The sequence below is a fragment of the Listeria immobilis genome, from assembly GCF_014322765.1.
Classification (GTDB): Bacteria; Bacillota; Bacilli; order Lactobacillales; family Listeriaceae; genus Listeria; species Listeria immobilis.
In genome coordinates this window covers 15,204-42,165 of sequence record NZ_JAASTZ010000022.1, presented here as the reverse complement: position 1 = coordinate 42,165, position 26,962 = coordinate 15,204, and the positions used below count along the sequence as shown (strand labels likewise).

General features: G+C 36.3%; 36 protein-coding genes, 1 pseudogene and 1 riboswitch. Of the genes and pseudogenes, 33 read left to right on the top strand and 4 right to left on the bottom strand.

The window, feature by feature from the left end:
* The 5 genes and pseudogenes from HCJ50_RS14200 to HCJ50_RS15920 all read left to right on the top strand — a co-directional run.
* A partial coding sequence (locus HCJ50_RS14200) for an EndoU domain-containing protein (protein WP_261983606.1) occupies nt 1-539 on the top strand: 539 nt, incomplete at its 5' end.
* Nucleotides 540-580: 41 nt separating this feature from the next.
* Nucleotides 581-868, top strand: a complete 288-nt coding sequence (locus HCJ50_RS14195) for a hypothetical protein (protein ID WP_185347669.1) — start codon at nt 581-583, stop codon at nt 866-868.
* A gap of 129 nt (nt 869-997) precedes the next feature.
* Nucleotides 998-1,111 (top strand): annotated as a pseudogene (locus tag HCJ50_RS14190) (helix-turn-helix domain-containing protein); the annotation flags it as partial.
* Between the two features lie 343 nt (nt 1,112-1,454).
* A complete protein-coding gene (locus tag HCJ50_RS15925) occupies nt 1,455-1,625 on the top strand; it encodes a hypothetical protein (RefSeq protein ID WP_260443050.1) in 171 nt (56 codons plus the stop codon).
* Nucleotides 1,626-1,659: 34 nt separating this feature from the next.
* On the top strand, nt 1,660-1,794 hold the full coding sequence (locus HCJ50_RS15920; RefSeq protein ID WP_260443051.1) for a hypothetical protein: 135 nt from the start codon (nt 1,660-1,662) through the stop codon (nt 1,792-1,794).
* Nucleotides 1,795-2,111: 317 nt separating this feature from the next.
* Here HCJ50_RS15920 and HCJ50_RS14180 read toward each other — a convergent pair whose 3' ends face one another.
* The gene (locus HCJ50_RS14180; protein ID WP_185347594.1) at nt 2,112-2,663 is read right to left on the bottom strand and encodes a helix-turn-helix transcriptional regulator; all 552 of its coding nucleotides are present in this window, start codon (nt 2,661-2,663) and stop codon (nt 2,112-2,114) included.
* Nucleotides 2,664-2,976: 313 nt separating this feature from the next.
* Here HCJ50_RS14180 and cblT point away from each other — a divergent pair, with 313 nt between their 5' ends.
* From cblT to HCJ50_RS14080, 20 genes are all read left to right on the top strand, one after another.
* Nucleotides 2,977-3,471, top strand: coding sequence for an alpha-ribazole transporter (gene cblT, locus HCJ50_RS14175; RefSeq protein ID WP_185347596.1), 495 nt, complete (start codon nt 2,977-2,979; stop codon nt 3,469-3,471).
* Nucleotides 3,464-3,641, top strand: a riboswitch (cobalamin riboswitch). (Overlaps the previous gene by 8 nt.)
* 160 nt (nt 3,642-3,801) lie before the next feature.
* Nucleotides 3,802-5,160 carry a cobyrinate a,c-diamide synthase gene (locus HCJ50_RS14170; protein ID WP_185347598.1) on the top strand — a complete coding sequence of 453 codons (1,359 nt, stop codon included), beginning with the start codon at nt 3,802-3,804 and terminating at the stop codon, nt 5,158-5,160.
* Entirely contained in the window at nt 5,160-6,110 is a 951-nt protein-coding gene (gene cbiB / locus HCJ50_RS14165) for an adenosylcobinamide-phosphate synthase CbiB (RefSeq protein WP_185347671.1), read from the top strand. The genes HCJ50_RS14170 and cbiB overlap by 1 nt, the downstream gene beginning before the upstream one ends.
* 12 nt (nt 6,111-6,122) lie before the next feature.
* Nucleotides 6,123-6,755, top strand: a complete 633-nt coding sequence (locus tag HCJ50_RS14160) for a cobalt-precorrin-8 methylmutase (RefSeq protein WP_185347600.1) — start codon at nt 6,123-6,125, stop codon at nt 6,753-6,755.
* 15 nt (nt 6,756-6,770) lie between these two features.
* A complete protein-coding gene (gene cbiD, locus HCJ50_RS14155) occupies nt 6,771-7,892 on the top strand; it encodes a cobalt-precorrin-5B (C(1))-methyltransferase CbiD (protein ID WP_185347602.1) in 1,122 nt (373 codons plus the stop codon).
* A complete protein-coding gene (locus HCJ50_RS14150; RefSeq protein ID WP_185347603.1) occupies nt 7,889-8,485 on the top strand; it encodes a cobalt-precorrin-7 (C(5))-methyltransferase in 597 nt (198 codons plus the stop codon). The genes cbiD and HCJ50_RS14150 overlap by 4 nt, the downstream gene beginning before the upstream one ends.
* Nucleotides 8,475-9,044, top strand: coding sequence for a decarboxylating cobalt-precorrin-6B (C(15))-methyltransferase (locus HCJ50_RS14145; RefSeq protein WP_185347605.1), 570 nt, complete (start codon nt 8,475-8,477; stop codon nt 9,042-9,044). The genes HCJ50_RS14150 and HCJ50_RS14145 overlap by 11 nt, the downstream gene beginning before the upstream one ends.
* A gap of 5 nt (nt 9,045-9,049) precedes the next feature.
* Nucleotides 9,050-9,799 (top strand): cobalt-precorrin-4 methyltransferase, encoded by a 750-nt coding sequence (locus HCJ50_RS14140; protein ID WP_185347607.1) that lies wholly within the window; start codon nt 9,050-9,052, stop codon nt 9,797-9,799.
* Nucleotides 9,786-10,820 carry a cobalt-precorrin 5A hydrolase gene (gene cbiG / locus HCJ50_RS14135; protein ID WP_185347609.1) on the top strand — a complete coding sequence of 345 codons (1,035 nt, stop codon included), beginning with the start codon at nt 9,786-9,788 and terminating at the stop codon, nt 10,818-10,820. The genes HCJ50_RS14140 and cbiG overlap by 14 nt, the downstream gene beginning before the upstream one ends.
* A complete protein-coding gene (gene cobJ, locus HCJ50_RS14130; protein WP_185347611.1) occupies nt 10,817-11,542 on the top strand; it encodes a precorrin-3B C(17)-methyltransferase in 726 nt (241 codons plus the stop codon). Before cbiG ends, cobJ begins: the two co-directional genes overlap by 4 nt.
* Nucleotides 11,539-12,291: a precorrin-6A reductase gene (gene cobK, locus HCJ50_RS14125; RefSeq protein WP_185347613.1), complete on the top strand. Its 753-nt coding sequence runs from the start codon at nt 11,539-11,541 to the stop codon at nt 12,289-12,291. Before cobJ ends, cobK begins: the two co-directional genes overlap by 4 nt.
* Nucleotides 12,291-13,772, top strand: a complete 1,482-nt coding sequence (gene cobA / locus HCJ50_RS14120) for a uroporphyrinogen-III C-methyltransferase (RefSeq protein ID WP_185347615.1) — start codon at nt 12,291-12,293, stop codon at nt 13,770-13,772. The genes cobK and cobA overlap by 1 nt, the downstream gene beginning before the upstream one ends.
* A complete protein-coding gene (locus tag HCJ50_RS14115) occupies nt 13,769-14,554 on the top strand; it encodes a sirohydrochlorin cobaltochelatase (RefSeq protein WP_185347617.1) in 786 nt (261 codons plus the stop codon). Before cobA ends, HCJ50_RS14115 begins: the two co-directional genes overlap by 4 nt.
* Nucleotides 14,547-15,257, top strand: a complete 711-nt coding sequence (locus HCJ50_RS14110) for a cobalt-factor II C(20)-methyltransferase (protein WP_185347619.1) — start codon at nt 14,547-14,549, stop codon at nt 15,255-15,257. The genes HCJ50_RS14115 and HCJ50_RS14110 overlap by 8 nt, the downstream gene beginning before the upstream one ends.
* Before the next feature lie 80 nt (nt 15,258-15,337).
* Nucleotides 15,338-15,988, top strand: a complete 651-nt coding sequence (locus HCJ50_RS14105; RefSeq protein ID WP_010990808.1) for an energy-coupling factor ABC transporter permease — start codon at nt 15,338-15,340, stop codon at nt 15,986-15,988.
* Nucleotides 15,985-16,281, top strand: coding sequence for an energy-coupling factor ABC transporter substrate-binding protein (locus HCJ50_RS14100; protein WP_185347621.1), 297 nt, complete (start codon nt 15,985-15,987; stop codon nt 16,279-16,281). The genes HCJ50_RS14105 and HCJ50_RS14100 overlap by 4 nt, the downstream gene beginning before the upstream one ends.
* Nucleotides 16,268-16,945 (top strand): energy-coupling factor ABC transporter transmembrane protein, encoded by a 678-nt coding sequence (locus HCJ50_RS14095; protein ID WP_185347623.1) that lies wholly within the window; start codon nt 16,268-16,270, stop codon nt 16,943-16,945. Before HCJ50_RS14100 ends, HCJ50_RS14095 begins: the two co-directional genes overlap by 14 nt.
* 12 nt (nt 16,946-16,957) lie before the next feature.
* On the top strand, nt 16,958-17,767 hold the full coding sequence (locus tag HCJ50_RS14090; RefSeq protein WP_185347625.1) for an ATP-binding cassette domain-containing protein: 810 nt from the start codon (nt 16,958-16,960) through the stop codon (nt 17,765-17,767).
* Nucleotides 17,764-19,299, top strand: coding sequence for a cobyric acid synthase (locus tag HCJ50_RS14085; protein ID WP_185347627.1), 1,536 nt, complete (start codon nt 17,764-17,766; stop codon nt 19,297-19,299). The genes HCJ50_RS14090 and HCJ50_RS14085 overlap by 4 nt, the downstream gene beginning before the upstream one ends.
* On the top strand, nt 19,263-19,829 hold the full coding sequence (locus tag HCJ50_RS14080) for a cob(I)yrinic acid a,c-diamide adenosyltransferase (RefSeq protein ID WP_185347629.1): 567 nt from the start codon (nt 19,263-19,265) through the stop codon (nt 19,827-19,829). Before HCJ50_RS14085 ends, HCJ50_RS14080 begins: the two co-directional genes overlap by 37 nt.
* 41 nt (nt 19,830-19,870) lie before the next feature.
* On the opposite strand, the gene HCJ50_RS14075 is transcribed toward HCJ50_RS14080, so the two are convergent.
* Nucleotides 19,871-20,338, bottom strand: a complete 468-nt coding sequence (locus HCJ50_RS14075; protein ID WP_185347631.1) for a DMT family transporter — start codon at nt 20,336-20,338, stop codon at nt 19,871-19,873.
* A gap of 15 nt (nt 20,339-20,353) precedes the next feature.
* Nucleotides 20,354-20,803, bottom strand: a complete 450-nt coding sequence (locus HCJ50_RS14070) for a DMT family transporter (protein WP_185347633.1) — start codon at nt 20,801-20,803, stop codon at nt 20,354-20,356.
* An 88-nt stretch (nt 20,804-20,891) separates the two neighbouring features.
* Between HCJ50_RS14070 and HCJ50_RS14065 the strand changes: the two genes are divergently transcribed.
* The 6 genes from HCJ50_RS14065 to HCJ50_RS14040 all read left to right on the top strand — a co-directional run bounded on the left by HCJ50_RS14065 (nt 20,892) and on the right by HCJ50_RS14040 (nt 24,132).
* A complete protein-coding gene (locus HCJ50_RS14065) occupies nt 20,892-21,422 on the top strand; it encodes a shikimate kinase (protein WP_185347635.1) in 531 nt (176 codons plus the stop codon).
* A gap of 30 nt (nt 21,423-21,452) precedes the next feature.
* Entirely contained in the window at nt 21,453-21,764 is a 312-nt protein-coding gene (locus HCJ50_RS14060; protein ID WP_185347637.1) for a PadR family transcriptional regulator, read from the top strand.
* 2 nt (nt 21,765-21,766) lie between these two features.
* Entirely contained in the window at nt 21,767-22,300 is a 534-nt protein-coding gene (locus HCJ50_RS14055) for a DUF2812 domain-containing protein (protein ID WP_185395659.1), read from the top strand.
* Between the two features lie 45 nt (nt 22,301-22,345).
* On the top strand, nt 22,346-22,771 hold the full coding sequence (locus HCJ50_RS14050) for an Rrf2 family transcriptional regulator (protein WP_185347641.1): 426 nt from the start codon (nt 22,346-22,348) through the stop codon (nt 22,769-22,771).
* 74 nt (nt 22,772-22,845) lie between these two features.
* The gene (locus HCJ50_RS14045; RefSeq protein ID WP_185347643.1) at nt 22,846-23,475 is read left to right on the top strand and encodes an NAD(P)-dependent oxidoreductase; all 630 of its coding nucleotides are present in this window, start codon (nt 22,846-22,848) and stop codon (nt 23,473-23,475) included.
* Between the two features lie 375 nt (nt 23,476-23,850).
* Nucleotides 23,851-24,132, top strand: a complete 282-nt coding sequence (locus HCJ50_RS14040; RefSeq protein WP_260443052.1) for a CPCC family cysteine-rich protein — start codon at nt 23,851-23,853, stop codon at nt 24,130-24,132.
* Between the two features lie 25 nt (nt 24,133-24,157).
* Here the strand turns inward: HCJ50_RS14040 and HCJ50_RS14035 are convergent, their stop codons facing one another.
* Complete coding sequence (locus HCJ50_RS14035) at nt 24,158-24,475, bottom strand: phage repressor protein (RefSeq protein WP_185347645.1); 318 nt, start codon at nt 24,473-24,475, stop codon at nt 24,158-24,160.
* A gap of 228 nt (nt 24,476-24,703) precedes the next feature.
* On the opposite strand from HCJ50_RS14035, the gene HCJ50_RS14030 reads away from it, so the two are divergent.
* Together HCJ50_RS14030 and HCJ50_RS14025 are read left to right on the top strand one after the other, a co-directional pair.
* Nucleotides 24,704-25,573, top strand: coding sequence for a glucosaminidase domain-containing protein (locus HCJ50_RS14030; RefSeq protein WP_185347689.1), 870 nt, complete (start codon nt 24,704-24,706; stop codon nt 25,571-25,573).
* 270 nt (nt 25,574-25,843) lie between these two features.
* The gene (locus tag HCJ50_RS14025) at nt 25,844-26,857 is read left to right on the top strand and encodes a glucosaminidase domain-containing protein (RefSeq protein WP_221636228.1); all 1,014 of its coding nucleotides are present in this window, start codon (nt 25,844-25,846) and stop codon (nt 26,855-26,857) included.
* Nucleotides 26,858-26,962: the final 105 nt, after the last annotated feature.

Here is a 26,962-nt window from a genome sequence, read left to right as displayed (position 1 = left end):
AAGGGTTTAAATTTGTTTACGAAGGCATAGAAGACGCAAATAAGATTCATAAAAAAGCAGACAAGGTGAAAGAAGCAAAAAAGAGTACGAAAAAAGCCAGTGGGGCTAAAGTAAAAATAGAAATTCCTAAAGAAAGGCTAGAACATGCTAATCTAGGTGACTTCACTAAAAATCCCAAGACCGGTGCAATTTCAAAAATGAAAGGTGGAGGGCATGGGCAGGATAATATTGATTTTTTGAGAAAACAAAATATAGAAGTGAATATCGAAAAAACATATTCAAATGGTGTAAGGGTCGGAAATGTTCCAGAACACAAGACAAAATCCAAACAAAAAGGTTCAAATCAATCTTGGTTTCCTAAAAATTGGACAGCAGCTGATATTGAAAATGCTGGACAACAGATAGCAAGACTTCCAGAATTTGCAAAAGTAAATGATGGAGAAGTTATTTTTGGAGAAGTTAATGGAGTGAGAGTAGGAGTAATAAAAACAAATGGTAAAATTGGTACAATTTTTCCTGATGCTACTAGACAACCATAAAAATTGAAAGGTGGAAAAATATAATGGACTTAAAAGAAAATATGAATATTGTACTTTCTGGAAGAAAAAAATTAAATATGAATGATGATTATGGTATTGAAAAATGTTGGAATAAAATGACAGAACTTTTGTCTAATAATCTGGATACTACAATAAAATATTTAGAAGATTGTAATGCTGATGATTTATATTGGATAAGTGAGATCTTTGAAGATGTTTCTGCCAATTTGAAAAGTCAAAAGTTTATTGACTGTTTGAGAAAACTAGATAAGAAATTCCCGGAATTAGAAATGACACATGACATTGATATTGCTGAAAGTTATTTTTAAAGATATCACACTGTAGACAAAGTGAGGAATGTAGTGACCCCAAAAGTTAGACCAAAAAATCTAACTTTGGGGCGTATTTTGATTGTCTAAATGCAGCCAATCGTATCATAAAATTATAGGGTTCTTAACAAGTACACTAGCGGTTACAGTAACATAGAAAAAGGAACAGTAAGACTTTCACATCAAAATGCCGTTATTTTAAGCGAAATTTTAATGTGCGATTTAAAATGTTTTTACGAATGAAATAGAGAAAGGGACATAAGAGATAAAGATAATATCCCTTACGACACGGTTAATATGGAAAAATAATGAGAAGGCACACGTTTTGAGTGCTTTCCTTTTTTTATAAAAACATTCAGTTATGAAGGGAAGTTATTTATGTTTAGGGGAGCGAGAACTGGCTGATTCACAAAAAGTAGCACCGATTATTAGTGTGTGAATGGTAGGAAAATTCCATAACATATTTAGTTTTTTTGCTCCATGTTTTTTCTAGTATTTCCATTTGTGAATGATATACTAAGAACAGGAGAATGGACTCCTAACAAAAGAAGAGAGGATACGAATACATGCAACGGGAGGCAAAATCATGAGTATTGATATGTATGTATCTAAATCCAAAGCCCAAGCGACGAGTACCAGCCAAGTTTGCCAGCAACATTTAGAAGGCTATGAAGCACTCCAACAAGCGATTAGTCAGTTCACCCCTCGAGCCTTTCTTAAAAGGAAAAGCGTACGACTCGGCCAAAGCTTATTATAGCACCGTGCTCTACCCCCTTGTGCAGGGAGGGATTTTGTTAACCGAAGCGACCGAAGCAGCCGTCAAAAAATTCTCAGAACGGTACCAAAGTGAAGTGGACAGTGGGGATCTCAAACAGTCCGAACTGGAAGAACAAATACGACGAGTCAATGAACTCATCCACCAATAGTAAAGCCTTGATAGTAAGGCATACACTCACTAATCAAGTTGCCAATAGCTAACTAAAGCTAATTTGTATTCATTGTAAGAAAAATTTATTTTTGAGAAAGGGAGCGATTGAGTGCAATCGTTTCTTTTTCTACATCTAGAGCTAATTTATAGCTCCAAGAAAGCCAGTTAGGAAAGAATATCAAAAACACAAGCAGAAGCAAAAGACTTTGACCCAGTGAAAGCAATGAAAGAAATAGCCGATTTCTTTACACCGATAGGAGACGGTGCTAGAGTGGTTACTCTGAACCGATTCTAGCAATTGTTAGAATCGGTTTTTTATTTTAGCGAATCACGATATTCTTTCGGTGTCATATCAAATGTCTTTTTGAAAACTTTACAAAAATAGCTAGCTCTTGAAAAGCCTAGATTTTTGGCGATAGTATGTACTGCCCAATCACTTTTCGCCAGCTGCTCTTTTGCATAAAGCATTTTTTGTTCATTTACATAATTGATAAAATTAATGTTTAGCTCGTTTTTAAACAATTTACTTAAGTAGAAGGGGCTTAAATAAACATAATTTGCTACTTCTTCTAAAGTAATCGAGCGGTGAATGTTTTTCTTAATATAGCGGATTGCTTGTTTGATTTCTTTATGTTCTCCGCAAGCTTTATTGGAAGCTGTGAGTTCTTTTTTTGGTTGTTTTTGTTTTTCATGTGCAGTGTAGTAATCACTCAACACATCAAGTACTTCCACTGTTTCAAGTGAATGAAGCAGGGCGGAGTGGTCGGGATTTTTTTGGTTAAAGTCTGCTTGGATTTGCTCTGTAAATTGATTGTCTACTTGATTTAACATAACAGGTTGAATATTTACCACATTTTCTTTCTCCAAAATGCCTCGCTCCTCCATTTATTCTTACCGTAATTATACCATAAAACAGCTTGAAATAACGTTTTATCTTGCATTTTAAATAGAACAATAAATTCTTTTTTATAACAAAATATTGTCATCTTTGTTTGGTTGTTGAAGGAATATGATAAATAGTTCACACTGGGGGCTATTTTTAGCATTGAAAAAGAGAATAATAAGATTGTAAAAGCTTGCACTATTTTGTTTTATAGCTTGTTTGTGTCCTTGTACCAGTGGTTTGACAGAGATATAATGAGGTGGAAATAACGCTTTCATGAGAGGGTGATCTTTTCAGTTGAAGATTCAAAAATTAGTATTATGTGCGATGTTGATTGCGATGTGTGTTATCGGCGCAAACATAAAATTAATGGGTTCGATTGCATTTGATGCGGCACCAGCTTTCATTGGGACTTTATTACTTGGTCCAATGTATGGAGCGATACTTGGAATATTTGGTCATTTGACTTCTGCTTTATTAGCAGGTTTTCCACTAACGCTACCAATACATTTAATTGTCGCTGGAATGATGGGGATAACAATGATTGCTTACGGTTTTACGCGACAAAAACTAGCAGATAAAAAACCATACATTAGTATTAGTTTATCTAGTATTGTTGCTTTTCTTTTTAACTGTCCGTTATCATTACTTGCAATTTATCCATTTATGCACGAAGCAGTATTTGTATTATTTCCAGTCCTAGCGATTGGCACGATTTGCAACATTTTTGTAGCAGAAATCGTGTATCAAGTTTTACCGGAACGCTGGAAAAAGCGGATTGCCGGGTACTAACAACTAAATAGGTGAATATATTAATCCGGGAAAGAGGTGAAAATCCTCTACAGGCCCTAGCTACTGTAATACGGACGAAAGCCAAATGTATGTCACTGGAAATTTTTTCCGGGAAGACTGGTAAGTAGGATGATGTTAAGTCAGGAGACCGCTAGTATATTCGATATTTAAGTAACAACTTCTAAGGGAGCGAGTTGTCTTTATTAAACAGATTTTCATGATAGGAAAGTTTCTTTGAGTTTGAAAGAAATACCTAGATTAAATCTGCCCAAAGACGCCAAAGTTCTGTTTGGTGTCTTTTTTTATGCAGAAAGAGAAAGGTGAAAACTGATGAAAAAAATCGTGATTGCAGCAGCTTCCAGTGGCGCTGGAAAAACAACAGTAACTCTTGGTATTATGCAGGCGTTAAAAAAAAGAGGTCTTACTGTGCAGCCTTTTAAAGTAGGTCCCGATTATATTGATACTAATTACCATCAAGCAATTACAGAAGTTCCATCCATTAATTTAGATAGTTTCTTAATTGCCGACGATAACAGGTTAGCATCTTTATTTCAAAAGCACGCGGCATCAGCTGATATAGCAGTAATAGAAGGTGTTATGGGATTATTTGATGGGTTAGGAGTGGACCGAGATAACGCAAGTACTTCTTTTATCGCAAAATGCACAAAGACGCCTGTTATTTTAGTCATTGATGGAAAAGCAATCTCTACTTCTGCGGCTGCTATCGTTGCTGGCTTTAACAATTTTGACCCAGAGTTACAATTAGCTGGTGTTATTGTAAACCGGGTTGCATCTGAAAATCATTTTTCTTTAATTAAAGGGGCAATAGAGAGGTATACCAATGTACCAGTAATAGGTTATTTACCAAAAAATGCGGATGTGGCTCTTCCTGAAAGACATCTTGGTTTAGTTCCACAAGAAGAAATGAGAGAACTTGAAACAAAGTGGGAGCTACTTGGAAGCTTGATCGAAGCACACCTTGATATGGAAAAATTGTTGCAAATTAGTGAATCTGCTGTGGAGCTTCCTGTCTCTAATTTAGACTTTCCGCTACCAGATTTTGCTGGAATGAAAGTAGCCTATGCGCTAGATGAAGCATTTCATTTCTATTATCAAGACAACTTAGATTTAATCAGTGCCACTGGGGCAGAATTGATTCCATTTAGTCCACTTAATGACAAAACATTACCAGAAGCTGATTTTATTTATATTGGTGGCGGTTTTCCAGAAGTGTTTGCACAGCAACTATCGCAAAATTATACCATTCGTCAAGCGATTTTTAATGCACATCAAAAAGGAACACCCATTTATGCGGAATGTGGTGGATTGATGTATTTAGGAACAAGCTTAGAAGTATCTGGTCAACTTTATGAAATGGTCGGAATTTTTTCAGGTGTTAGTAAAATGACGGAACGACTTCGAAAGTTTGGCTATTGTATTGCTACTCCTGTGGATGCTACAACATTGCTTGGCGTTACTGGGACAACGATTCGCGGGCATGAGTTCCATCATTCTATTTTTGAAACAACGGAAAAAACCTGCTTGGAACTGACGAAAATGCGAGACGGGGTTGTCATAAAAAAATGGAATGGTGGCTACCAGAAAGGGAATACTTTTGCGAGTTATTTGCATATTCATTTCTATCAAAACCCAGCTATTTTAGCTTCGATGTTTGGAGCGGTGAGATGATTCCAGTTTTGTTTTATACGACTTCTTTTATATTAGATTTACTACTAGGGGATCCGTACAGTTGGCCGCACCCAATTAAAGCAATCGGTAATTTTATTCAGTTATTAGGGACGCTGCTACGAAAAGTAGGCAAGTCGGAAAAATGGCTCTTTGTTGCAGGAGGAATTTTGTTTGTAGTAACGGTGGGGTTAACTGGAGTGATAACGTGGCTGCTCCTTCTAGTTAGTAGCAAAATAGCTTACTGGCTCTATGTGGTGATTTTTATTTATTTGGGATATTCAACGCTTGCAATGACATGTCTTGCAAAAGAAGCTCGGAAAATTCAGCGTACATTGGCGAAGGATGATTTAACGGCTGCAAGAATTCAAGTTGGCATGATTGTTGGTCGTGATACGGCGAATCTATCCAGAGAACAAATTAGTAAAGCGACGATTGAAACAGTGGCAGAAAATACTGCTGATGGTGTCATTGCGCCACTTTTTTACTTATTTCTCGGCGGTCCTGTTCTTGCGCTAATGTATAAAGCAGTAAATACACTGGATTCAATGGTCGGTTATAAAAATGAAAAATATCGCGCTATTGGTTTTGTTTCAGCAAAAATGGACGATGTTGCTAATTTCATTCCAGCAAGGCTCACTTGGCTTTTCCTAGTACTAGCAAGTTTCCTTTTAAAATACGATGGACGAGCGGCCTGGAAAATTGGGTGGCGAGACCGAAAGAAACATACAAGTCCCAATTGTGCCTATCCAGAAGGCGCTGTTGCAGGTGCACTGGATATTACACTTGGCGGAACACATGAATATTTTGGCAAAGAGGTCGTAAAACCAACTATAGGTGACGGTTTAGCACCTGTTACACAAAAAGAAATTAGCCAAACAATTTATTTACTTTATACAGCATCAATTTGTGCGTTTATTATTTTTGCAAGTATACATTTATTACTATTTTAAAGGAGTGGCAAAATGAACTACATTAAAAATCCAGCGAAAATTGAAGAAAAAAGCTTTGAAATTATTCAACAAATTATTGATGATAGCAGACCTGATTACAGCTTCCAAAATAATATAGAAGAAGCAATTATTAAACGAGCAATACATACGACAGCAGATTTTGATTATTTAGATAGTCTGGTTTTTCAACAGGATGTAATTTCAAAAATTATTCATTGTTTACAAAATAAAGGAACAATTTTTACCGATACTAATATGGCGCTAAGTGGAATTAATAAGCGACTTTTAGATGAACTTGGTTGCAAATATCATTGCTATGTAAGTGATCCAGAAACGGTTGAAATCGCTAAACAACATGGTATCACTAGGTCGATGGCGGGAATTAAACTGGCCTCTTTAAAAGAAGGACCAAAATTATTTGTACTTGGAAATGCCCCAACAGCTGTATATAAAATTATTGAAATGACCGAAAGTGAACAATTACAAGCAGATGCAGTCATCGCTGTACCTGTTGGGTTTGTAGGAGCCGCAGAATGTAAAGAAGAAATACTGGCAACCAATATTCCAGCAATTGTCGCACGTGGAAGAAAAGGTGGAAGTAATTTAGCCGCGGCGATAGTCAATGCAATTCTTATCACAATGTAAAGAAGGCAGGCAAATATGGAAGATTTTATTTATTATAATGGCAAAAAATATCGAAAAGGTTATACAACTGGGACTTGTGCCGCCGCTGCCGCTAAAGCTTGCGCGCAAATGATTTTAACACAAGAAGAGGTAAGTCTTGTTCAAGTAGAAACAACCGGTGGGCAAATTCTTGAAATCCCAGTAGCCAAGCAAAAATTTTCTAAAACAAAGGCAACTGCAGCCGTACAAAAAGATGGCGGGGATGATATTGATGCAACTCATGGAATGTGGATTTTTGTGGATGTAGAACTAACCGAAGAAAATAAAATCCATTTAGACGGAGGCATAGGCATAGGTCGCGCTACACAAAAAGGCATTTCGGTTGCAGTTGGTGAAGCTGCAATAAATCCGGCACCGCGAAAAAATATTATCGCAACAATGCGTGACTCTCTTGGTGAAACTCGTGGCGCAAATATTGTAATTTATGCACCAGAAGGAGAAGAACGTGCGAAACGAACGATGAATAGTAACTTAGGAATTGTAGGTGGAATTTCTATCCTTGGAACAACCGGAATTGTGACGCCAATGTCGGATGAAGGTTGGAAGAAATCGCTCTCCATTGAATTAGAGATGAAGCGCACACAAGGTATGGAACAAATCATCTTAGTGCCAGGTAATTACGGAGATGATTTTGTTCAAAACACTCTTGGCTTTTCGAATAATCAAGTCGTTTCGATGAGTAATTTTGTCGGTTATATGTTAAAAGAAACGCAGCGCCTTGCTTTTAAACGCGTATTAATGGTAGGGCACTTTGGAAAATTAGTTAAAGTATCCGCGGGGATTTTCACAACTTATAGTAAAGATGCCGATGCTCGGGCTGAAATTTTAGTTGCTAATCTTGCACTTCTTGGGGCACCAATTTCACTGTTAGAAGAAGTTGAAAAATGTAATACAACAGAGGCAGCTGGTGAATTAATTGAAGCAGCTGGATATTCACACGTTTATGATGTAATTGTTCAAAAAATAAAAGCCAGATCTGAGCGTTTTCTCAAATTCACCAAACCAAGTGTAGAAATTGATGTGGTTACTTTTTCGACTGAACGTGGCTTACTTGCCTCTACGAAAGATATAGAAGTTTTACGGGAGGAATGGCAGTGATTAGTGTTGTAGGAATTGGTCCAGGGGATGCGAATTTTTTAACAACTGAAGCAACAGGAGTGCTAAAAATAGCGGATACAGTTTTTGGATCAGAGCGACAATTACAAGAAATTAGCAATATAACAACAGCTACTAAACAACTTTTACCGAAAAAATTAGCGGAATTAAAAACAGTTCCGCACGAGGGCAAGGAGATTGTTATTTTAGCTTCCGGAGATCCCTTGCTTTACGGGATTGGAAATTGGGTGCTTCGTCATTTTACAAGTGAAGTTCGGATTGTTCCGGGGATTAGTTCTATCCAAATGATGTTTCATAAAATGAAGCTTCCAATGAATGATTGTTTTATCACAAGTAGTCATGGAAAAACACCTGATTTTGATTTTTTACTACAGCATTCCAAAGTAGCGATGGTAACGGATTCACTTATCGGTCCATATGAAATCGCTCAAGAAATTTTAAAACGCGGCTTACAAAAAATCATTTATATTGGAGAAAATTTAAGTACAACGGAGGAACAAATCCATCAACTGGCGCCAAATAAAGTGGCAAAAAAATACGATATGAATGTAGTGGTGATTGTAGATGAAAGATGAAGTATTTATTCGTGGTAAAGTCCCAATGACAAAAGCAGAAGTACGTGCTGTGAGCATTGATTTACTGGAACTAGATAATTCGAGCAAAAAATTACTTGATGTTGGTGCCGGGACAGGAAGTATTGGGCTACAAGTTGCCTGTAACTACCCCAAAATTCACGTAACAGCAATTGAACGAAATCCAGATGCTGTAGCGCTTATCAAACAAAATAAAATAAAATTCGGTTTGCAAAATATCGACATTATCCAAGCTTATGCACCAGTAGAAATAGCATCCACCAATAAATTTGATGCCATTTTCATTGGTGGTAGTGGCGGGAATTTAACTGAAATAATCGATTGGTCATTACAACATTTAAAAACGAATGGTCGCTTAGTACTCAATTTTATTTTAGTTGAAAATGCTCTTACAGCAATGCAACATTTAGAAAAGTGTGCAGTTAGTGAAATAACAATGAAACAAATTCAAGTAGCAAGTTGGCATAAGCTTGGCGTGGGGCATTATTTTGAACCGCAAAATCCAACAATCGTTATTGGTTGTAAAAAAATAGAGGAGTGAAAAAAATGGCACAAGTACATTTCGTCGGCGCAGGTCCGGGAGACAAAGAATTAATTACCTTAAAAGGATATCAACTATTAAAAGAAGCAGATGTAGTCATTTATGCGGGATCGCTCGTAAATCCAGAATTACTAGATTATTGTAAAGCTGACTGTGAAATTCATAATAGTGCAAGTATGAATTTAATTGAAATAATTGATTGTATGGAACAAGGAGTAACAGCCGGAAAAGAGGTAGTTCGCTTGCAAACAGGTGATTTCTCCATTTACGGTTCAATTCGAGAACAGGTAGAGGAAATGAAAAAACGTGATATTCCATTTACTTGTACACCAGGCGTTAGCTCATTCCTTGGGGCAGCAAGTAGTTTTGGTGTGGAATATACTGTTCCAGAAGTAAGTCAAAGTGTGATTATTACACGTATGGCAGGAAGAACACCAGTCCCAGACCGTGAGTCCCTTCGATCATATGCGGCACATCAAACCTCCATGGTAATTTTCCTTTCAGTTCAAGGTATCCGAAAAGTAGTTTCCGAACTTATTAAAGGTGGTTATAAACCTGAAACTCCCGCTGCTGTCATTTATAAAGCAACTTGGGCAGAGGAGAAAAAAGTAACAGGAACATTGGATGATATCGCTATGAAAGTCACTGAGGCAGGTATTACCAAAACCGCACTTATTATGGTGGGAGACTTTTTAGGGGAAGAATTCTATTATTCCAAACTGTATGATAAGGATTTTAAACATGAGTATAGATAAAATTGCTATCATTGCTGTTACTGAACGTGGCAGAAATCTTGCAATTCAATTAAACCATAAGCTAGAGGGAACTATTTTTGTCCCAGAAAAATATAAAAATGAAAAAAGTAAAGCCTTAAAACCTAATTTTGGTGAAGGACTGCGAAAACTTTTTTCGGAGTATCAAGCTTTGATTTGTATTATGGCTACTGGAATCGTCGTTCGAACACTTGCCCCTGTCATTCAAGATAAATTGTCTGATCCAGCGGTACTTGTTATGGATGAACACGGAGAATTTATAATTAGTTTGCTATCTGGTCATATCGGTGGAGCCAATGAATTAACAGAAGAAATTGCTTTAATAACAAATGGTGTGGCCGTAATCACCACTGCAACTGACCGCGCAAATGTGGCGGCAATTGACAATATCGCCAAAGCTATCAATGGCTATCTACCAGATTTTAAAGCAACAACAAAACGAATTAATGGTTTACTTGCTGCTGGTAAAGAGGTCGGTCTATATGTCGATGAACCACTTACGATTGACCGAAGAGGCTTTACTGAAAAGCCAGTTAGTCCGCAAATTTATATTTCCACAAAAAAACAAATTCCAGCAACTAACGTGGAACAAATTCAGCTAATTCCTAAGCTATATGTGCTAGGTGTTGGTTGTCGAAAAGGCATTTCAAATGAAACGATTGATTTAGCCTTTCAGCATTTTTGTGAACAAGAAAACATTCATCCGCGTGCATTTTCAGAAATTCATAGTATTTCTATTAAAGAACAAGAACCAGCAATTCAACATTTAGCTGCAAAATGGGAGATGCAATTTATCGTCCATACTGCAGAAAAATTACAAACTGTTGCAGAAAAATATCCAACATCCGAATTTGTCAAAAAAGCAGTCAAAGTGGGAAATGTTGCTTTATCCGCTGCAGATATTGGAAGTAATGGGAATGTTATTTCTACTAGATATGCAGAAAATGGTGTGACATTTGCAGCAGGAAAATTAACTAATAATAATAATGAGGTGGCAAAATGATTTATGTGATTGGTATTGGCCCAGGAGATCAACGTTTAATGACAGGGGAAGCGCTCCAAGCTATAGAGGAAGCAGACGTTATCGTTGGCTATGTAACATATATTAAATTAATCAAAGAACTTATCGAAGGAAAAGAAGTTGTAAAAACAGGTATGCGGAGAGAAATTGATCGTTGTCAAAAAGCGGTTGATATTGCCTTAGCTGGAAAAAAAGTTGCGGTTGTTTCAAGCGGAGATGCAGGGATTTATGGCATGGCTGGTTTAGTTTTAGAACTAGCTGAAAAAAGTGATTCAAACCTAGAAGTAAAAGTCGTTCCCGGAATAACAGCGAGTATTGGTGCGGCGGCTGTCCTTGGTGCACCAATTATGCATGACTTTTGCCATATTAGTTTGAGTGACTTAATGACCCCGTGGGAAGTTATTGAAAAACGGCTAAAATATGCAGCGATGGGCGATTTTATCGTTTGCTTTTATAACCCAAGAAGCAAAGGGCGCGCCAATCATTTAGCAAATGCTTTTCAGCAAATGATGGCATTTAAATCACCTGATACAGTCGTCGGTATAGTAAAAGATGTTGGTCGTAAAGAAGAACGAAAAATCATTACTACTATGCATGACATTGATTATGAATTAGTAGATATGACTACGATGGTTATTGTTGGAAATAAAGAAACCTATGTAAAAAATGGCAAAATGATAACGCCACGTGGATACTCACTATGATATTCGTACTTGGCGGGACATCGGATAGTTTAATGATTAGTGATATGCTAACAAAAAAAGGAGCTAATTTTTCACTTTCTGTTGCAACGGAATATGGTGAGACGCTAGCAAAGCAACATGCGAAAAAGGTTTTTTGTGGCAGATTAACGAAAGCAGAGATGCTCACAAAGTGGCAAACAGAGAGAGTGACAGCTGTAATTGATGCCACCCATCCGTTTGCGACGATTGTCTCTGAAACAGCGATGGAAGCATGTTTAGAAGCAGAAATTCCTTATATTCGTTTTGAACGTACGAGGGAACAAACCGATAATACTATTTTAGTTGCAGATGTAGAAGAAGCTTGCACAGTTGCTAATAAACTCGGAGAACGCATTTTTTTAACTACTGGCAGCAAAAATTTACCGGAATTTGTCGAGCGATTAAAGCATAAACATATTATTGCACGCATTTTACCAGTCTCAGCAGTTATTCGTTCTGCAGAAGAACTAGGACTAGTGGCTGATCAGTTAATTGGAATGAAAGGTCCCTTCACAACAGAAGCAAATAAAACGCAGCTGGAAATGACGCAAGCAGATGTGTTAATTACAAAAGAAAGTGGCAAGCAAGGTGGTTTTCAAGAAAAATTAGCCGCAGCGGCCGAACTAAACATTCCGGTGATCGTTATTCGTCGGAAATGCTTAAATTATCCAGTTGAAATAAATCAACTATCCGAACTACCAGAAATTTTAACACAATTGGAGGTCTACTAATGGGAAAAGTCATATTAATTGGTGCCGGTCCAGGAGATGCGCAGTTACTAACAGTCAAAGGACTTGCTGCACTCCAAAAAGCAGATGTAATTGTATATGATCGTTTAGTCGAACCAGCAATGCTTCAAGAACGAAAAGCAAGCTGTAAACTAATCTATGTTGGAAAAGAACCATCCCATCACCCAATTCCACAAGAAGAAATCGAACAAATTTTAGTCCGTGAATCAAAAGTAAATGAGTTAGTTGTTCGTCTAAAAGCTGGTGATCCTTATGTATTTGGACGAGGGGGGGAGGAAGGCGAAACACTTTACCAAGCAGGGATTCCATTTGAAGTTATCCCAGGAATTACTTCTGCCATTGGTGGATTAGCCTATGCTGGAATTCCAGTTACACATCGGGATTTTGCTTCTAGTTTTCACGTTATTACGGGACATTTGAAAAAAGGTCGCGATCCACTTGATTGGGAAGCATTAGCGCGACTAGAAGGAACACTCGTTTTTCTGATGGGAATGACTAATCTTCCCAATATTTGTGCTAACTTGCTAGCAGGAGGTCGAAAGCCAGAAACCGCAGTTGGAATCGTGCAGTGGGCTTCACGCGGGAAACAACTTACTGTTACTGGCGACCTAGTTACGATTGAACAAAAAGTAGCTGAATCAGGTATTTCATCACCAGCACTTATTGTAGTGGGGGATGTGGTTACACTCAGACCGCAATTGAACTTTTTTGAAGAAATGCCTTTATTTCATACAAAAATATTGCTACCAAGAGCACGAGCAGGAAAAAGCATGCTCGCAGAAAATATTCGTGATTTAGGCGGAGAAGTAACCATGTATCCTAATATTCAAGTGTTAGACATCAAGCCAACCACAACAGCTGAGCAACTTGCTAGAAAAAGTGAGCTACTGTTTACTTCTAAAGAGGCAGTAGAACGATTTTTTAGCTATGTTACAGAAATTAATTTGGATATACGCAGCTTGAAAAATACGCATCTTACAGCAATTGGCAAACAAACAAACGAGGCGTTTAAAGAAAAAGGAATTATTCCTGATACATTCATTAAAAGACGTAGTAATGAGCTTGTTTTAGAACATTTACCGCGCATCCAAAAAAACGAGAGCAGTCTTATTATTGGAAGTGTGATTGATACAGCTGAAGTAAAAGCGATGTTACCAGAAATAACATCTATCCAAATGATGCCACTATATGATATGCGACCAGTGACCGAACGCCCATTTGATTTACAATGTTTTGATCAAATTTGTTTTGCAAGTTCGCGCGCAGTCCATAATTTACTAGAAGTATTAACATCCGAAGAAAAAGCCCTTTTACAACAGAAAACCATTTTATCCATCGGAAAATTCACTAGTGCCACATTAAAAACGTTTGGATTCCATGATTTTTACGAAGCCGAAAGCGCTACGCCTGAAAGTCTTATCAAATTAATTAAAAAAACAAAACTAGAAGGAGTACCACAATGAAAAAAGCCATTTTAGTTGTCAGTTTCGGTACAAGTTACCCAGAAACAAGAGAAAAAACTATCGAAGCGTGTGAAAAAAGAGTTGCAAAAGAATTTCCTGATTATACGGTTTTTCGCGCTTTTACTTCCAACAAAATAATAAAAAAATTGAAAACACGAGATAACTTGGATATTAATACGCCGAGTCAGGCTTTGAGTCAACTAAAAGAATTAGGCTATAAAGAAGTCATTATTCAGTCACTTCATATTATTAGTGGTGGGGAATTTGAGAAAATTACTGCTCAAGTTGAAAAATTCCAAGCAGATTTTGATTCGATCATTATTAGCCAGCCACTGCTAGATTCTAAGGAGGATTATGAAGCAGCCATCGAGGCGATTCGCTATCAAATGCCAAAATTAAATGCAAATGAAGCACTTATTTTAATGGGACATGGTTCGAAACATCATGCTTTTAGTGCCTATGCTTGCCTTGATCATATGCTGCTAAATGAACCTATCTATCTTTGTGCAGTAGAAAGTTATCCAGGTCTTGACCAAGTGATTGATCGGCTACAAAAGGCGCAAATAACAAAAGCGCACCTAATGCCATTTATGCTTGTTGCCGGAGACCATGCGACAAATGATATGGCTTCAGATGAGGAGGATTCATGGAAAAGTACTTTAGAAAAAGCTGGCATCGAGACTGAATGTTATTTACAAGGATTAGGTGAAAATCCGCTTATCCAAGCTCAGTTTATCGAACATATTCATACCGCAATTGAAAGGGTGAATCATCGTGGCTAAATTTTATGGAATTGGTACTGGTCCAGGAGATAGCAAATTAATCACTATCGAAGCAGCTGAAAGACTAGGACAATTAGCTATTCTTTACACACCACAGCCAAAGAAAGGTGGAGAAAGTTTAGCGAGGAGAATTGTAGCACCTTATTTACAAGACTCGCTTATTATAAAAGAGCGCCATTTTCCAATGAGCTACAATAAAGACGAGAAAAAGCTCGCATGGAAAGAAATCGCCGAAGAAATTAAAGCAGATGTTAAAAAAGGATATGATGTTGGCTTTATTACCCTTGGTGACCCAATGATTTACAGTACATACAGCTATTTACTAGAGCTTTTAAAAGGGGAAATTGAAACAACTACTTTAGCAGGAATTTCTTCTTTCGTAAATATCGCTTCTCGGATTGAATTGCCACTTGTAATGGATGAAGAAAGTTTTGCGGTGGTTCCTGTAACAGCAGGTGCGGAAAAAATTGAGCAAGCATTACAGCACTTTGATACAGTTGTTTTAATGAAAGCAGCAAGTAATTTACCACTTATTAAAACCTTACTTGAAAAAATGGATTTATTAGATGCAGCAGTTATCGTTAGTGATGTTGCAATGGCGACAGAAAAAATAACAAATGGCATGCAAAACATTAATCCTACAGAGAAAATATCTTATTTTACCACCATTATCGTGAAAAAAAGAAGGGAGCAATACAGGTGAAAAAATTATGGAAATTCCTACCATTTATTTTAATTGGCGTCATTTATTTTACTTTAACAAATCCAGAATCTGCCCACGCAATGCACATTATGGAGGGCTTTTTGCCAGTTAAATGGGCTGTTTTCTGGTTAATTGTTTTTATTCCATTTCTTGTACTTGGCTTAATCCGAATTCGTAAATTGATTGCATTAGATAAAAATAATAAATTACTCTTAGCTCTATGTGCGGCTTTTATTTTTGTTTTATCAGCACTAAAAATTCCTTCTGTAACAGGCTCATGTTCGCATCCAACCGGTGTTGGTCTTGCAACGGTTATGTTTGGTCCTCTTGTTGTTAGTGTGCTTGGTGTCATTGTGTTACTTTTCCAAGCCTTACTTCTGGCGCACGGTGGGATTACAACACTTGGAGCAAATGCAATGTCAATGGCTGTTATTGGTCCAATGGTTGGTTTTGTCGTTTATAAATTAGCACGTAAATTAAACTGTAATAAAAGTGTTTCGATTTTCCTGTGTGCAATGACAGCAGACTTAGCAACATACCTTACAACTAGTGTACAGCTGGGGGTTGTTTTTCCAGATCCGGCATCCGGGATGATGGCATCTATTCTTAAATTTATGGCGATTTTCTGTGTTACCCAAGTACCAATTGCCATTGCAGAAGGGTTACTAACAGTTGTTATGTATAATCTAATTAGTAAAAATCTACCAGAAAAGGTGGCACAATTACGATGAAAAAAATTAATATTAATATTATTTTAATCCTCCTAGTCATTTTAATTATGATGAGTCCCTTTTTCTTCAATAAAACGGCTGAGTACGGAGGTTCCGACGGCGAGGCAGAAGCAGAAATCACCAAAATCGATCCTGACTATGAACCATGGTTTACACCAATTTATGAACCGAAAAGTGGTGAAATTGAAAGCTTGTTATTTACACTTCAAGGTTGTATTGGAACAGGAATAATTGCTTATGTTATTGGCGTAAGTCGCGGTAAAAAGAAGGCGCAAACTGATGCTGACGATTGATAAATACGCGTACCAAAATCGCTGGATAGCATTTTCTCCATCAGGAAAAGCATTATTTTATTTAGCTATACTAATCTTATCGTTAACAGGACCCGTTATTGTTCAAGCACTCCTGTTTTTATGTATAGTGCCACTCACTTTATATGTTGTTAAAATTCATTTTAAACTGTATTTGAAATGGCTCCTATTACCATTTTCATTTTTATTATTTAGTTTGCTCTCTATTTTAATTTCCATCTCCAAAGATCCTAGCAGTTTTATTACATCCATTTCCATTGGTAGTTTCTATTTTGGGATTTCAGAAGTGACAATTACAACGGCAACACAAGTTTTCTTTCGTAGCATTGCTTGTTTATCCGCAACATACTTCTTTGTTTTGACAGTTCCTGTAGTACAGTTAACCAAAGTAATGCATCAAATTTTTATTCCTAAAATACTTATTGAATTAACGATTTTGATTTATCGATTTATCTTTATCTTTTTAGAAGAAGCAGCTGCGATTCGAAAAGCACAGCGTTTGCGTTTTGGTTATTATGGGCTTAAAAATAGCTATCGTTCGTTTGGAATGCTCGTAAATACATTGTTTAATCGAGTGATGAAAAGATATAATGAAATGGTAATAACACTTGATGTTAAGCTATATCAAGGTGAATTTCATATCTAGGAGGAAGCCAAGGTGCTTAAAACAGAACATCTTTCATTTGCATACGAAGACGGAAAAAAAGCGCTAACTAATGTGTCGATTGATTTAGCGAAAGGAAACATTATCGGCTTAATTGGTGCAAATGGTTCAGGAAAATCCACGCTTTTTATGCAATTATTAGGAATTAATAAGCCAACACAAGGCAAGGTATATTTTGAAGGTAAACCACTTACTTATAATAAAAAAACCTTATTTGCTTTACGAAAAAAAGTGAGTATCGTATTTCAAGATCCAGAACAGCAAATTTTTTATTCCAATGTTCGGGATGATGTTGCTTTTGCACTAAGAAACTTAGGTGTTGCAGAACAAGAAGTTGAAGCGAGGGTTTCGCACGTACTTAATATTGTGGGTGCAACAGATTTCCAAGACAAACCAGTTCAATATTTAAGCTACGGTCAAAAAAAACGAGTTGCAATTGCAGGTGCATTAGTCCTTGATACAGATTGGTTGCTCCTCGATGAACCTACTGCTGGGCTAGACCCAATTGGTAAAAAAATCATGATGGAAATTATCGAACGGTTGGCAAAAGAAGGAAAGAAAATACTTATTTCTAGCCATGATATCGATTTAATATATGAAATATGTGACTATGTGTATATGTTAAAAAACGGGGAAGTTTTGACTGATGGGGAAACTAGTGCTGTGTTTTTACAAAAAAACCACATAGAAGCAGCAGGTCTAGTTCAACCATGGTTAATTAAATTACATCAGCAAGCGGGTTATCCATTATTTAAAAAAGAAGCAGAATTTTTCGCACAGTCAAGCAAGGAGGCAAATGAATGACGCAACAAATTATGATACAAGGAACCGCATCGGACGCAGGTAAAAGCGTTATTGTTGCAGGTTTATGTCGCTTATTTAAAAATAGAGGATTTCGTGTAGTTCCTTTTAAATCACAAAATATGTCACTAAATTCCTTTATTACAGCAACAGGAGAAGAAATGGGACGAGCGCAAGTTTTCCAAGCAGAAGCAGCCGGAGTATTTCCTGATGTTCGTATGAATCCAGTGTTACTTAAACCAACAAACGACCGGCAGTCACAAGTGATTTTTATGGGAACCATTCTCGACAATATGGACGCAGTTAGTTACCATGATTTCAAACAAACACTCATTCCAAAAATTCAAGCAGTTTACCAGAGTTTAGCCGCTGAAAATGATATTATTGTATTAGAAGGTGCCGGTAGTCCAGCAGAAATTAATTTAAATGATCGCGATATCGTAAATATGGGAATGGCAAAAATGGTAGATGCGCCAGTCGTTTTAGTTGCAGATATAGACAAAGGCGGCGTGTTCGCTTCGATTTATGGAACGATAATGCTCTTAAAAGAAGAAGAGCGCGCACGGTTAAAAGGAGTGATTATCAATAAATTCCGAGGAGATGTGGCACTATTACAACCTGGAATTGAAATGATAGAAGCGCTAACTAATGTACCAGTTATCGGCGTTATTCCATATGCAGACTTACAATTAGAAGAAGAGGATAGTGTCGCTCTTAGTGGGAAAAATGTCAGCGCAGACGATTCTGCATTACTTGATATTGCCGTTATTTGTTTACCGCGCATTTCCAATTTTACTGATTTTCATAGTTTGGAAATCCAACCAGACATAAGTGTACGTTACATAAAAAATGTCGCCGATTTTGATAATCCAGATTTACTAATTATTCCTGGCAGCAAAAATACGCTAGAGGATATGCATTTTTTAGAAGAGTCAGGTCTTAAAAAAGCAATTCAAAACTATGCTTGGAAAAATGGCAAAGTAATTGGGATTTGTGGTGGATATCAAATGCTAGGTCAAAAAATGTTGGATCCAAACCAAGTCGAAAGTAATCATCATGAAATTGCCGGACTAGGATTGTTAAATACCGAAACCACTTTTCAAACCGAAAAACAAACGACACAAATTAGCGGAGTAACATTTTTAGGCGAACCAGTTGAAGGATACGAAATCCACATGGGACAAACGAAACGAATGCAAAATACGAAGCCGTTTTGTGAAATTCAATCCGTCAATGGGGACGAGAAAGTCCATCAAGATGGTGCCGTTTCTTCCAATCAACATATTATCGGAACATATATCCATGGCGTTTTTGATAATGCGGAATTCTTAAAAAGGCTATTAGATGAATTGCTAATTAGGAAACAACAAATGCTATATCCTCATGAAATCATTCCTTTAAAAGAACATAAAGAGCAAGAATACAATAAATTAGCAACCCTATTAGAAGAAAATATTCAAATGGACAGGTTAGAGAAAATTATGAAAGGAGAACAAATATGCGTATCTACACTAAAACCGGCGACAAAGGAATGACGAGAATTATTGGAGGTAGTAAAGTTAGTAAAGACAACATTCGAATAGATGCTTATGGAACACTCGATGAACTAAATTCGCTGATTGGTTATACGATTACAACACTTTCCACTGAACCAGAAATTCAAGCAGAATTAGAACAAATCCAGCAACAATTATTTGATGCTGGAGGAGACTTAGCAACAGAAGAAGGGAAACGTCCATATAAACTAACCAGTGAACCCGTTGCATGGTTAGAAAATCGAATTGATAACTATGCCGACGAGCCACCGGAAATCGAAAAATTCATCCTTCCAGGTGGTACAGAAGCTGCCGCATTACTTCATATGGCAAGAACCGTGGCAAGACGAGCAGAACGAGAAATCGTTGGGATGCTAAAAATCGCTACTTCTAATCAAGAGGTACTGAAATATGTCAATCGCTTGTCAGACTATTTTTTTGCAGTTGCTCGAGTAGTCAATTTTCGTGCAGGTAAAACAGATGTTTTTTATAAAAATTCCGAATTAGTGTTTAGAAATAAAAAGAAATAATAATAAAACCTCTCCAGCCAATTGTAGGAGAGGTTTTATTATTAGAAATGTTGAATTAAAAACACGCCGATAAGCATTAATAGAACGCCAATCATTCGGTAACGATTAATCGGATGGGGAATGACACCAAAAAAGCCAAAATGATCAATAATAAGTGCAATAATCATCTGACCGCAAAGTGCTAAAACAACCGTCATCGCTGAACCAAGTAATGGTAACAATAAAATATTTGAAGTAACAAAAAGTACTCCAAGCGCGCCGCCTGTAAAGACCCACCACGGAATCCGGCCAACTCCTTTAAGCTGGAACGTTAAACGTCGCTCTACGATTAAGCAAACAATTGTCAGCAAAGTGGTTCCTACTAAAAATGAAATAAAAGATGCCACAAAAGGAGAACCAACTGTCACACGCAATTGACTATTAATCGAAGTTTGAATCGGTGACAAAAGCCCAGAAACAAGCCCCATCGCCATAAAAAGTATTAATGATTTAGATGATCTTTTTGCCATGTTTTTGTCCTCCTTTTAAAATCGTTGCATCAAATAAATGCCACCAAACATTAAAATAACACCAAGTAAACGCTCCATGTTTATTTCATGTATTGGTACTTGAAATAAACCAAAATGATCAATTATAATAGCCATAATCATTTGTCCACAAACTGTAATCATTACCAGTAGTGCAGAACCAAGACGAGGTAAAAGTAAAATATTAGCAGTTAAAAATATAACTCCTAAAGTACCACCCCCAACCCAAATATACCAAGGGTTAGAGCTAATCATTTCGGATGAAATCGGCCACGACCTTTGGGTAAATAAGCAAACAATCAGTAAAACGGTTGTCCCGACCATAAAAGAAACCCATGAAGCTAGAAATGGGGATTTCGTATATGTACTAAGCCGTGTATTAATAGCTGTTTGTACTGGTAAAACCATGCCGGCAAGTAAACCAGATACGATAAATAAAATAATCAAGCAAGACCCTCCTTTGTATCACAATGAGATAATTATAAAATAAAAGTGGGGTAAAAAGATAGTATTAATTTTAAAGTGAGGTAATTGAATGAAAATCCGTATCATTGGATCTGTCGGAAGTGGGAAAACGACACTAGCAAGAAAACTCTCAGATATAGAAGGTATTCCGTATTTTGAAACCGACCAACTTGTCTGGAAAAGAGAGCAAACAGAAGTAAGACGACCCAATTCTGAAAAAGCCGCATTATTAAGGCAGGTTTTGCAAAAGGAAGTCTGGATTATCGAAGGCGTACATATAGAGCCATGGACGATGGATAGCTTTAATCAAGCAGATATCATCGTTTTTTTAGATTTTCCTAAAAAGCAAATCCGCTATCAATTAATAAAACGCCAAGTTAAACAATGGCTACGAATCGAATCAGCACATTATCCAGTTAAATGGAAAATGCTCCAAAAAATGTTTTACTGGGATAACCTATTTACTAGTAAAAGCAAAGCCATTATTCATACTAAAATGATGGAAAATCCTGAAAAATGGTTGGTATTTAACAAAAATATTGGAAGTGAAAAATTGGCTAGAACTATCTTGCAAATTATATCGAGTCGTGATATAGTATGATTATTAAATACATCGAGGTGCGATATAGTTGTGGAAGAAAAATTACGAAAAATCTATCTGCCAATGACAGAAACCGCTTTTTACATATTATTATCATTAATAGAACCAAGACATGGCTATGCAATTATCACAAATGTTACTGAAATGACAAATAACCGAATAAAACTCGGTCCAGGAACTATTTACGGAAGCCTATCCAAAATGAGTAAAGACGGACTTATCCAGATTATCCAAGAAGAAAGCAATCGAAAAATCTATCAAATTACTGAAACCGGCAAAGCAATTTTACAGTTAGAAAAAACACGCATTGAAGAATTATATAGAAATACGAGGGGGATATAAAAATGGAAAAGAAAGTCTTGAAATTTTTCACAGTTGACAATATGGAAAAGGAAGTAGCCTATTTAAATGAAATGGCAAAGCAAGGCTGGCTTTTTACAGAGTACAAATCATTTAGATATCATTTTGAAAAAGGAGAACCAGCAACTTACACTTATGCACTCGATTTTAAAGAAACAACTGGTGATGAAGAGGCGTATAAAACACTTTTTGCGGATGCAGGTTGGGAACATGTCTATTCATATCCAATTTTAAATGGCAACTGGATGTATTTTCGTAAACTAGCTACTGAGACTGAAGCAACCGAAGACGTTTTCACGGATAAAGAATCGTTCGTTCATTTATTTCAAAACATCCGTAAACGCTGGTCGCTATTTGGCGGATTATTAAGCCTGATTTTGCTTTTTATGGCCATATTTCTTCCATCCAATTCTTTAAAAATTATCTATGCTATTCTTATTGTATTAATTATCGTGTTATATGGAAAAATGTTTATTAATCTCACACGAAAAATCAATAAATTAAATAGTAATACTTGACAATAAAAACAAATGTAACTATAATGGTTACAAAGAGGTGAGGAAATGGCCATTTCAACACGTTTTAGCGTTGCAGTTCATATTTTAACATTAATAGATATGAATCAAGAACGCTCGATTACATCTGACTTTATTGCCGCAAGCATAAATACGAATCCAGTTGTAATTAGACGAATTATGAGCAAACTAAAAAAAGCAGGACTAATTAAGTCTAGCCCTGGAATAAGCGGTACCTATTTATTAAAAGACGCTTCTGAAATCACGTTATATGATATATATGTAGCAGTGGATGTAGCGGATCATCTGTTTGATATTCATAAAAATCCTAATCCAAATTGTGAAGTAGGTGCAAATATTCAAGGCACATTAGACAACGTTTTTAACCACGCTGAACAGCAAATGGAAGCAGATCTAAAACGGACAACCTTGAGTCAAATAATTTCTGATATTAAACAAAAAGCAACAAATTAGCGGGATGTATTTCCCGTACATTTTTAAACTAAATGTAACTAATTCGGTTACTAATGAAACTGGAGGAATAAATAATGAAAATAGCAATTATTGGTGCAACTGGAAAAGCAGGCAATGAAATTACAAAAGAAGCACTTCGCCGTGGACATGACGTTACGGGATTTGTTCGAAATAAAGCAAAACTTTCGACTGAAATTAAAGCGGTAGAGAAAGATATTTTTGCTTTAACAACCAGCGATTTAGAAAATTTTGATGCAGTTGTGGATGCTTTTAATGCAGCTCCGGGGGAAGAAAACCTACATCAAACATCGTTAAAACACCTTTCTACTATATTAAAAGGGACAAAAACACGCTTAATTATTGTTGGTGGGGCAGGAAGCTTATATGTTGACCCGGAAGAAACGATTAGAGTTATGGATACACCAGATTTCCCAGCTGCATTTTTACCAACAGCAACTAACATGGGAGCCGCTTTTGATGCACTGCAAAAAGAAACGAATCTTAATTGGACATACATAAGTCCAGCCGCTTTCTTTAATCCAGATGGAGCTAGAACGGAGGAATATAAAACCGCACAGAATGTTCTAACGACAAATGCAGCAGGAAACAGCGAAATTAGTTATGCTGATTATGCCATTGCCTTCGTGGACGAAATAGAAATGGCCCAACATTTAAATCAACGTTTTAGTGTAGTATCGAAATAGAATAAGCAAATTTAAAAGCAAGTATTATTCGTGTAAATATTCGGATGCTGCTTGCTTTTTTATATATGGCTCGTAACTAGAGATGATTTAGCTGGATGAACTTGATGTTATACTGATATAATGAAATGCATAACTTTTTAAAATAAAAACATATATAGGACCTTTTAACTTCATTTTAGAAAGAGCACTGAAAAAATTCGCTTGATTATTAAATTGGAATTATTCGACAAGCCTTGCCAAAGAAAAAAGTATTTCAGATGTTAGTGAAAGAGATAGATTTAAGGTGGAGCATAAGGTGTTTTAAACTAGCATAGCAGATCGGCTAATTATCAAAGAAGCATTGAAGGAGGAGAAGAATGAATTGAAGAAATATAAATGCTTTTGTTGCGGCAATTTAACATTGCAAACAAGAGGGATTACGATATTTGTCCAGTCTGTTTTTGGGAAGATGATGCGTATTTAATTTTAGATGAGGATGAAATACGTTTTTTATATCATGAACAAAAAATGTTGCCAGAAGACTTAATAAATATTTCTTCCAGCGCAAATCATGGGCTGACACTAAAAGAAGGACAACAAAATTATAAAGAATTTGGCGCCTGTGAAAGAGAAATGCTACCCCATGTTAGAAAACCAAAATCATTTGAAAGAAAATAAAAGCAAAAAAATAAAATTTGGCGATTCACCAAATTTTTACTACTTTACCAAAAATATGTCGTTGTTTAACCCATCCATTAACAAATCCATGATTATTAGAAATTTGATACTCAACTTGATTATTCCGCGTACGAATCGCTGAAATTAAGTGTGTATAGTAATTACCTTTTACTTTACAAAATACAATATCTTTTACCTCAAGTTTGGTATCAGTTGTAATCGGAACAAGACTGACTGGTTGGTTCGATTTTATAATTGGCAACATAGAATTTCCTGCTTCTTTATACTTTTCAATGAATTGACCTTGTTGTAGCAAAGAAGCAATAAAGCTTGCCTTTGACATTTATACACCACCTTTTCATTTGAGTCTAGCAAAAACATGATGAAAAGTAAAGTCATTCTTTATATCACTACAAATTGATTTATTATAATATAGAAGAAACGCGACTTTTTTAATGTTTAAGATTTGTTAAATTGATATAAATAGAGCGCAAGATGGATTGCAATTGTTGCTAAATTAACGTATTCTAATACCATCAAGGGATTCGTAGACAGAAAGGCGTGACGGCTTCTGAAATATCGAAAACTATCTAAAAAGAAAAAGCAAAAAAGACTACTTGGAATAGCAGGAGTACTAGTTCTTATCATCTTAGTTGGTGTTATTGCCTCCGTTGTTAAACAGCAGTATTTAATTATGACGGCTCCAGAACCTGATCCAGCTTTTCATTCCAAAGAGCAAAATTTTCTAAATGAACTTTCACCACATGCGCAGGAAATACAAGAAAAACATGGTATCTTAACCAGTATTACTTTAGCTCAGGCAATCTTGGAATCTGATTGGGGACAAAGTGGTTTAGCGCAAAAAGGTAATAATTTATTTGGTGTAAAAGGTAAATCACCGCAGCCACTTGTAACAATGTCAACGAAGGAATTCGTAGATGGGAAATGGCTGGAAGTAAAAGCAAATTTTCGAAAATATAAAGACTGGAATGAGTCATTAGATGCGCACGCAGAACTTTTCTTAAATGGAACCACTTGGAGTAAAGATAAATACAATGGTGTTGTAGCAGCAGATGATTATAAAAAAGCTGCACAAGAACTGCAAGCAGCAGGTTATGCAACGGACCCCGACTATGCGGAAAAACTAACAACTATTATTGAAAACTATGATTTACAGCTATATGATAGAATTGATGACAAAATCTATTATGATACTAAATCAACAGGCTATGGTAATGTTAAAAAAGATGTATCGGGGGCCATTTGGACAAGACCATATGGACTATCAGGTGCGCAAAAAGTAGAAGAAATAAACTACTATAAACGAGAAGATTTAAAACTTTTACGTGAAGCAAAAACAGATAGTGGAACATGGTATCAAATTGCTGTAGCTGACGAGCCAATTGGCTGGGTAAAGCAAGAATTAATTGAAAAAAAGTAGCAAAATAACGGAAAAAGACGCAAAAAGGGTTGTCTTATTTATAGGCAAATAGTCCTTTTTGTAGTCTTTTTCTTTTTTATTTGCAAAAAAACGACCAAAGCAAACAACTTAAATATCAAACACTGCCACGTTTTGTAACATATGTCATCTAAAAGTAATGTGTATTACAGGAAACTTTTGATAGAATAAAGTGGTTGTTTAAAAGGACATTGGTTTCTAGTTGCAAAAAACTAGAAGGGATAATTCAAAAAGGATGTGCAAAAAATCATTATGTTACAACTCGCAAAGAAGCATTTGGTGACAATTGGAATTGGACTTACAATTACATTATGTGCATTACCACTCCATAGCCAAGCTGCTGGTCTAGAGGACGGCTTAACTTCCAAGCAAGAGAAGTTTATTAATGAGATTGCGCCGCATGCAGAGAAAGTACAAAAAGAACATGGCATTTTGGCAAGCATTACTATTTCGCAAGCAATCCTTGAATCTAACTGGGGAGAAAGTGTGCTCGCAAAAGATGGTAATAATTTATTCGGAATAAAAGGAGCTTACAACGGAGCATCCATTAAATTACCTACCAAAGAGCATAACGGTGTGGTATGGGTTGGAACGGATGCTAAATTTAGAGCATATCCAAGTTGGTACGAATCCATGAAGGATCACGCACTTTTATTTGTTAATGGCCCATCTTGGAACAAACATTTATATGCAGGTTTAATCAATGAATATGATTTTGAAAAAGCAGCTATTGCATTAGGCAAAACAGGTTATTCATCTGATCCAGAATATGCAGCAAAATTAATCGAACTAATAAAAAAAGCAAATTTAAATAAATATGACACAGTATACAGTGAACCTGTATCTGAAAAAGCAATTAAAGCTGTTGGGGCAGTAGCATCAAAAGACAATAGTTTTATTTGGTCCGCTCCAAGTGGTACAAAAGAAGCAAAACCGTTAGAAAGTATTTCTAAATATATTGGGCGAAAAGTTTCGATTGACCAAGAAGTAAAGCTATCCGATTCCAATATTTTATGGTATCACATCCATCAAAATGGTGAATCAATTGGTTGGGTGGAAAGCACAGCAGTTAAAAACTTTTATCAGTCAGAAGATTATTCACCTACGTTAGAGTCGCTATTAAAAACAGATGAGCAAAATCGCTTAGTAATCACTATGAAAATCGATACTTCAGAACTTCATAAAACACAGTATGCTATCACTAAGCCAAAAGAAAAATTAGTTCAAAAAGTACCTTTATTAAATATACAATCCATCACTTGGTAATAATATCGCAAAAAGCTGAAAAGTCATTCTCAGCTTTTTTTGCATTTTAACAGGTTTTTTCTGAAGAAACTGTTATAATGTATAAGGAGTTTATTAAGGAGGGGT

Excerpts from the sequence above, each read along its gene's own strand:
- HCJ50_RS14195 (WP_185347669.1), top strand. The coding sequence starts at position 581 with ATGAATATTGTACTTTCTGGAAGAAAAAAATTAAATATGAATGATGAT.
- HCJ50_RS15925 (WP_260443050.1), top strand. The coding sequence starts at position 1,455 with ATGAGTATTGATATGTATGTATCTAAATCCAAAGCCCAAGCGACGAGT.
- HCJ50_RS14170 (WP_185347598.1), top strand. The coding sequence starts at position 3,802 with ATGAAAAAAATCGTGATTGCAGCAGCTTCCAGTGGCGCTGGAAAAACA.
- HCJ50_RS14160 (WP_185347600.1), top strand. The coding sequence starts at position 6,123 with ATGAACTACATTAAAAATCCAGCGAAAATTGAAGAAAAAAGCTTTGAA.
- cbiD (WP_185347602.1), top strand. The coding sequence starts at position 6,771 with ATGGAAGATTTTATTTATTATAATGGCAAAAAATATCGAAAAGGTTAT.
- HCJ50_RS14145 (WP_185347605.1), top strand. The coding sequence starts at position 8,475 with ATGAAAGATGAAGTATTTATTCGTGGTAAAGTCCCAATGACAAAAGCA.
- HCJ50_RS14140 (WP_185347607.1), top strand. The coding sequence starts at position 9,050 with ATGGCACAAGTACATTTCGTCGGCGCAGGTCCGGGAGACAAAGAATTA.
- cbiG (WP_185347609.1), top strand. The coding sequence starts at position 9,786 with ATGAGTATAGATAAAATTGCTATCATTGCTGTTACTGAACGTGGCAGA.
- cobJ (WP_185347611.1), top strand. The coding sequence starts at position 10,817 with ATGATTTATGTGATTGGTATTGGCCCAGGAGATCAACGTTTAATGACA.
- cobK (WP_185347613.1), top strand. The coding sequence starts at position 11,539 with ATGATATTCGTACTTGGCGGGACATCGGATAGTTTAATGATTAGTGAT.
- cobA (WP_185347615.1), top strand. The coding sequence starts at position 12,291 with ATGGGAAAAGTCATATTAATTGGTGCCGGTCCAGGAGATGCGCAGTTA.
- HCJ50_RS14115 (WP_185347617.1), top strand. The coding sequence starts at position 13,769 with ATGAAAAAAGCCATTTTAGTTGTCAGTTTCGGTACAAGTTACCCAGAA.
- HCJ50_RS14105 (WP_010990808.1), top strand. The coding sequence starts at position 15,338 with ATGCACATTATGGAGGGCTTTTTGCCAGTTAAATGGGCTGTTTTCTGG.
- HCJ50_RS14100 (WP_185347621.1), top strand. The coding sequence starts at position 15,985 with ATGAAAAAAATTAATATTAATATTATTTTAATCCTCCTAGTCATTTTA.
- HCJ50_RS14095 (WP_185347623.1), top strand. The coding sequence starts at position 16,268 with ATGCTGACGATTGATAAATACGCGTACCAAAATCGCTGGATAGCATTT.
- HCJ50_RS14085 (WP_185347627.1), top strand. The coding sequence starts at position 17,764 with ATGACGCAACAAATTATGATACAAGGAACCGCATCGGACGCAGGTAAA.
- HCJ50_RS14080 (WP_185347629.1), top strand. The coding sequence starts at position 19,263 with ATGCGTATCTACACTAAAACCGGCGACAAAGGAATGACGAGAATTATT.
- HCJ50_RS14075 (WP_185347631.1), bottom strand. The coding sequence starts at position 20,338 with ATGGCAAAAAGATCATCTAAATCATTAATACTTTTTATGGCGATGGGG.
- HCJ50_RS14065 (WP_185347635.1), top strand. The coding sequence starts at position 20,892 with ATGAAAATCCGTATCATTGGATCTGTCGGAAGTGGGAAAACGACACTA.
- HCJ50_RS14055 (WP_185395659.1), top strand. The coding sequence starts at position 21,767 with ATGGAAAAGAAAGTCTTGAAATTTTTCACAGTTGACAATATGGAAAAG.
- HCJ50_RS14050 (WP_185347641.1), top strand. The coding sequence starts at position 22,346 with ATGGCCATTTCAACACGTTTTAGCGTTGCAGTTCATATTTTAACATTA.
- HCJ50_RS14045 (WP_185347643.1), top strand. The coding sequence starts at position 22,846 with ATGAAAATAGCAATTATTGGTGCAACTGGAAAAGCAGGCAATGAAATT.
- HCJ50_RS14040 (WP_260443052.1), top strand. The coding sequence starts at position 23,851 with ATGCTTTTGTTGCGGCAATTTAACATTGCAAACAAGAGGGATTACGAT.
- HCJ50_RS14035 (WP_185347645.1), bottom strand. The coding sequence starts at position 24,475 with ATGTCAAAGGCAAGCTTTATTGCTTCTTTGCTACAACAAGGTCAATTC.
- HCJ50_RS14025 (WP_221636228.1), top strand. The coding sequence starts at position 25,844 with ATGTTACAACTCGCAAAGAAGCATTTGGTGACAATTGGAATTGGACTT.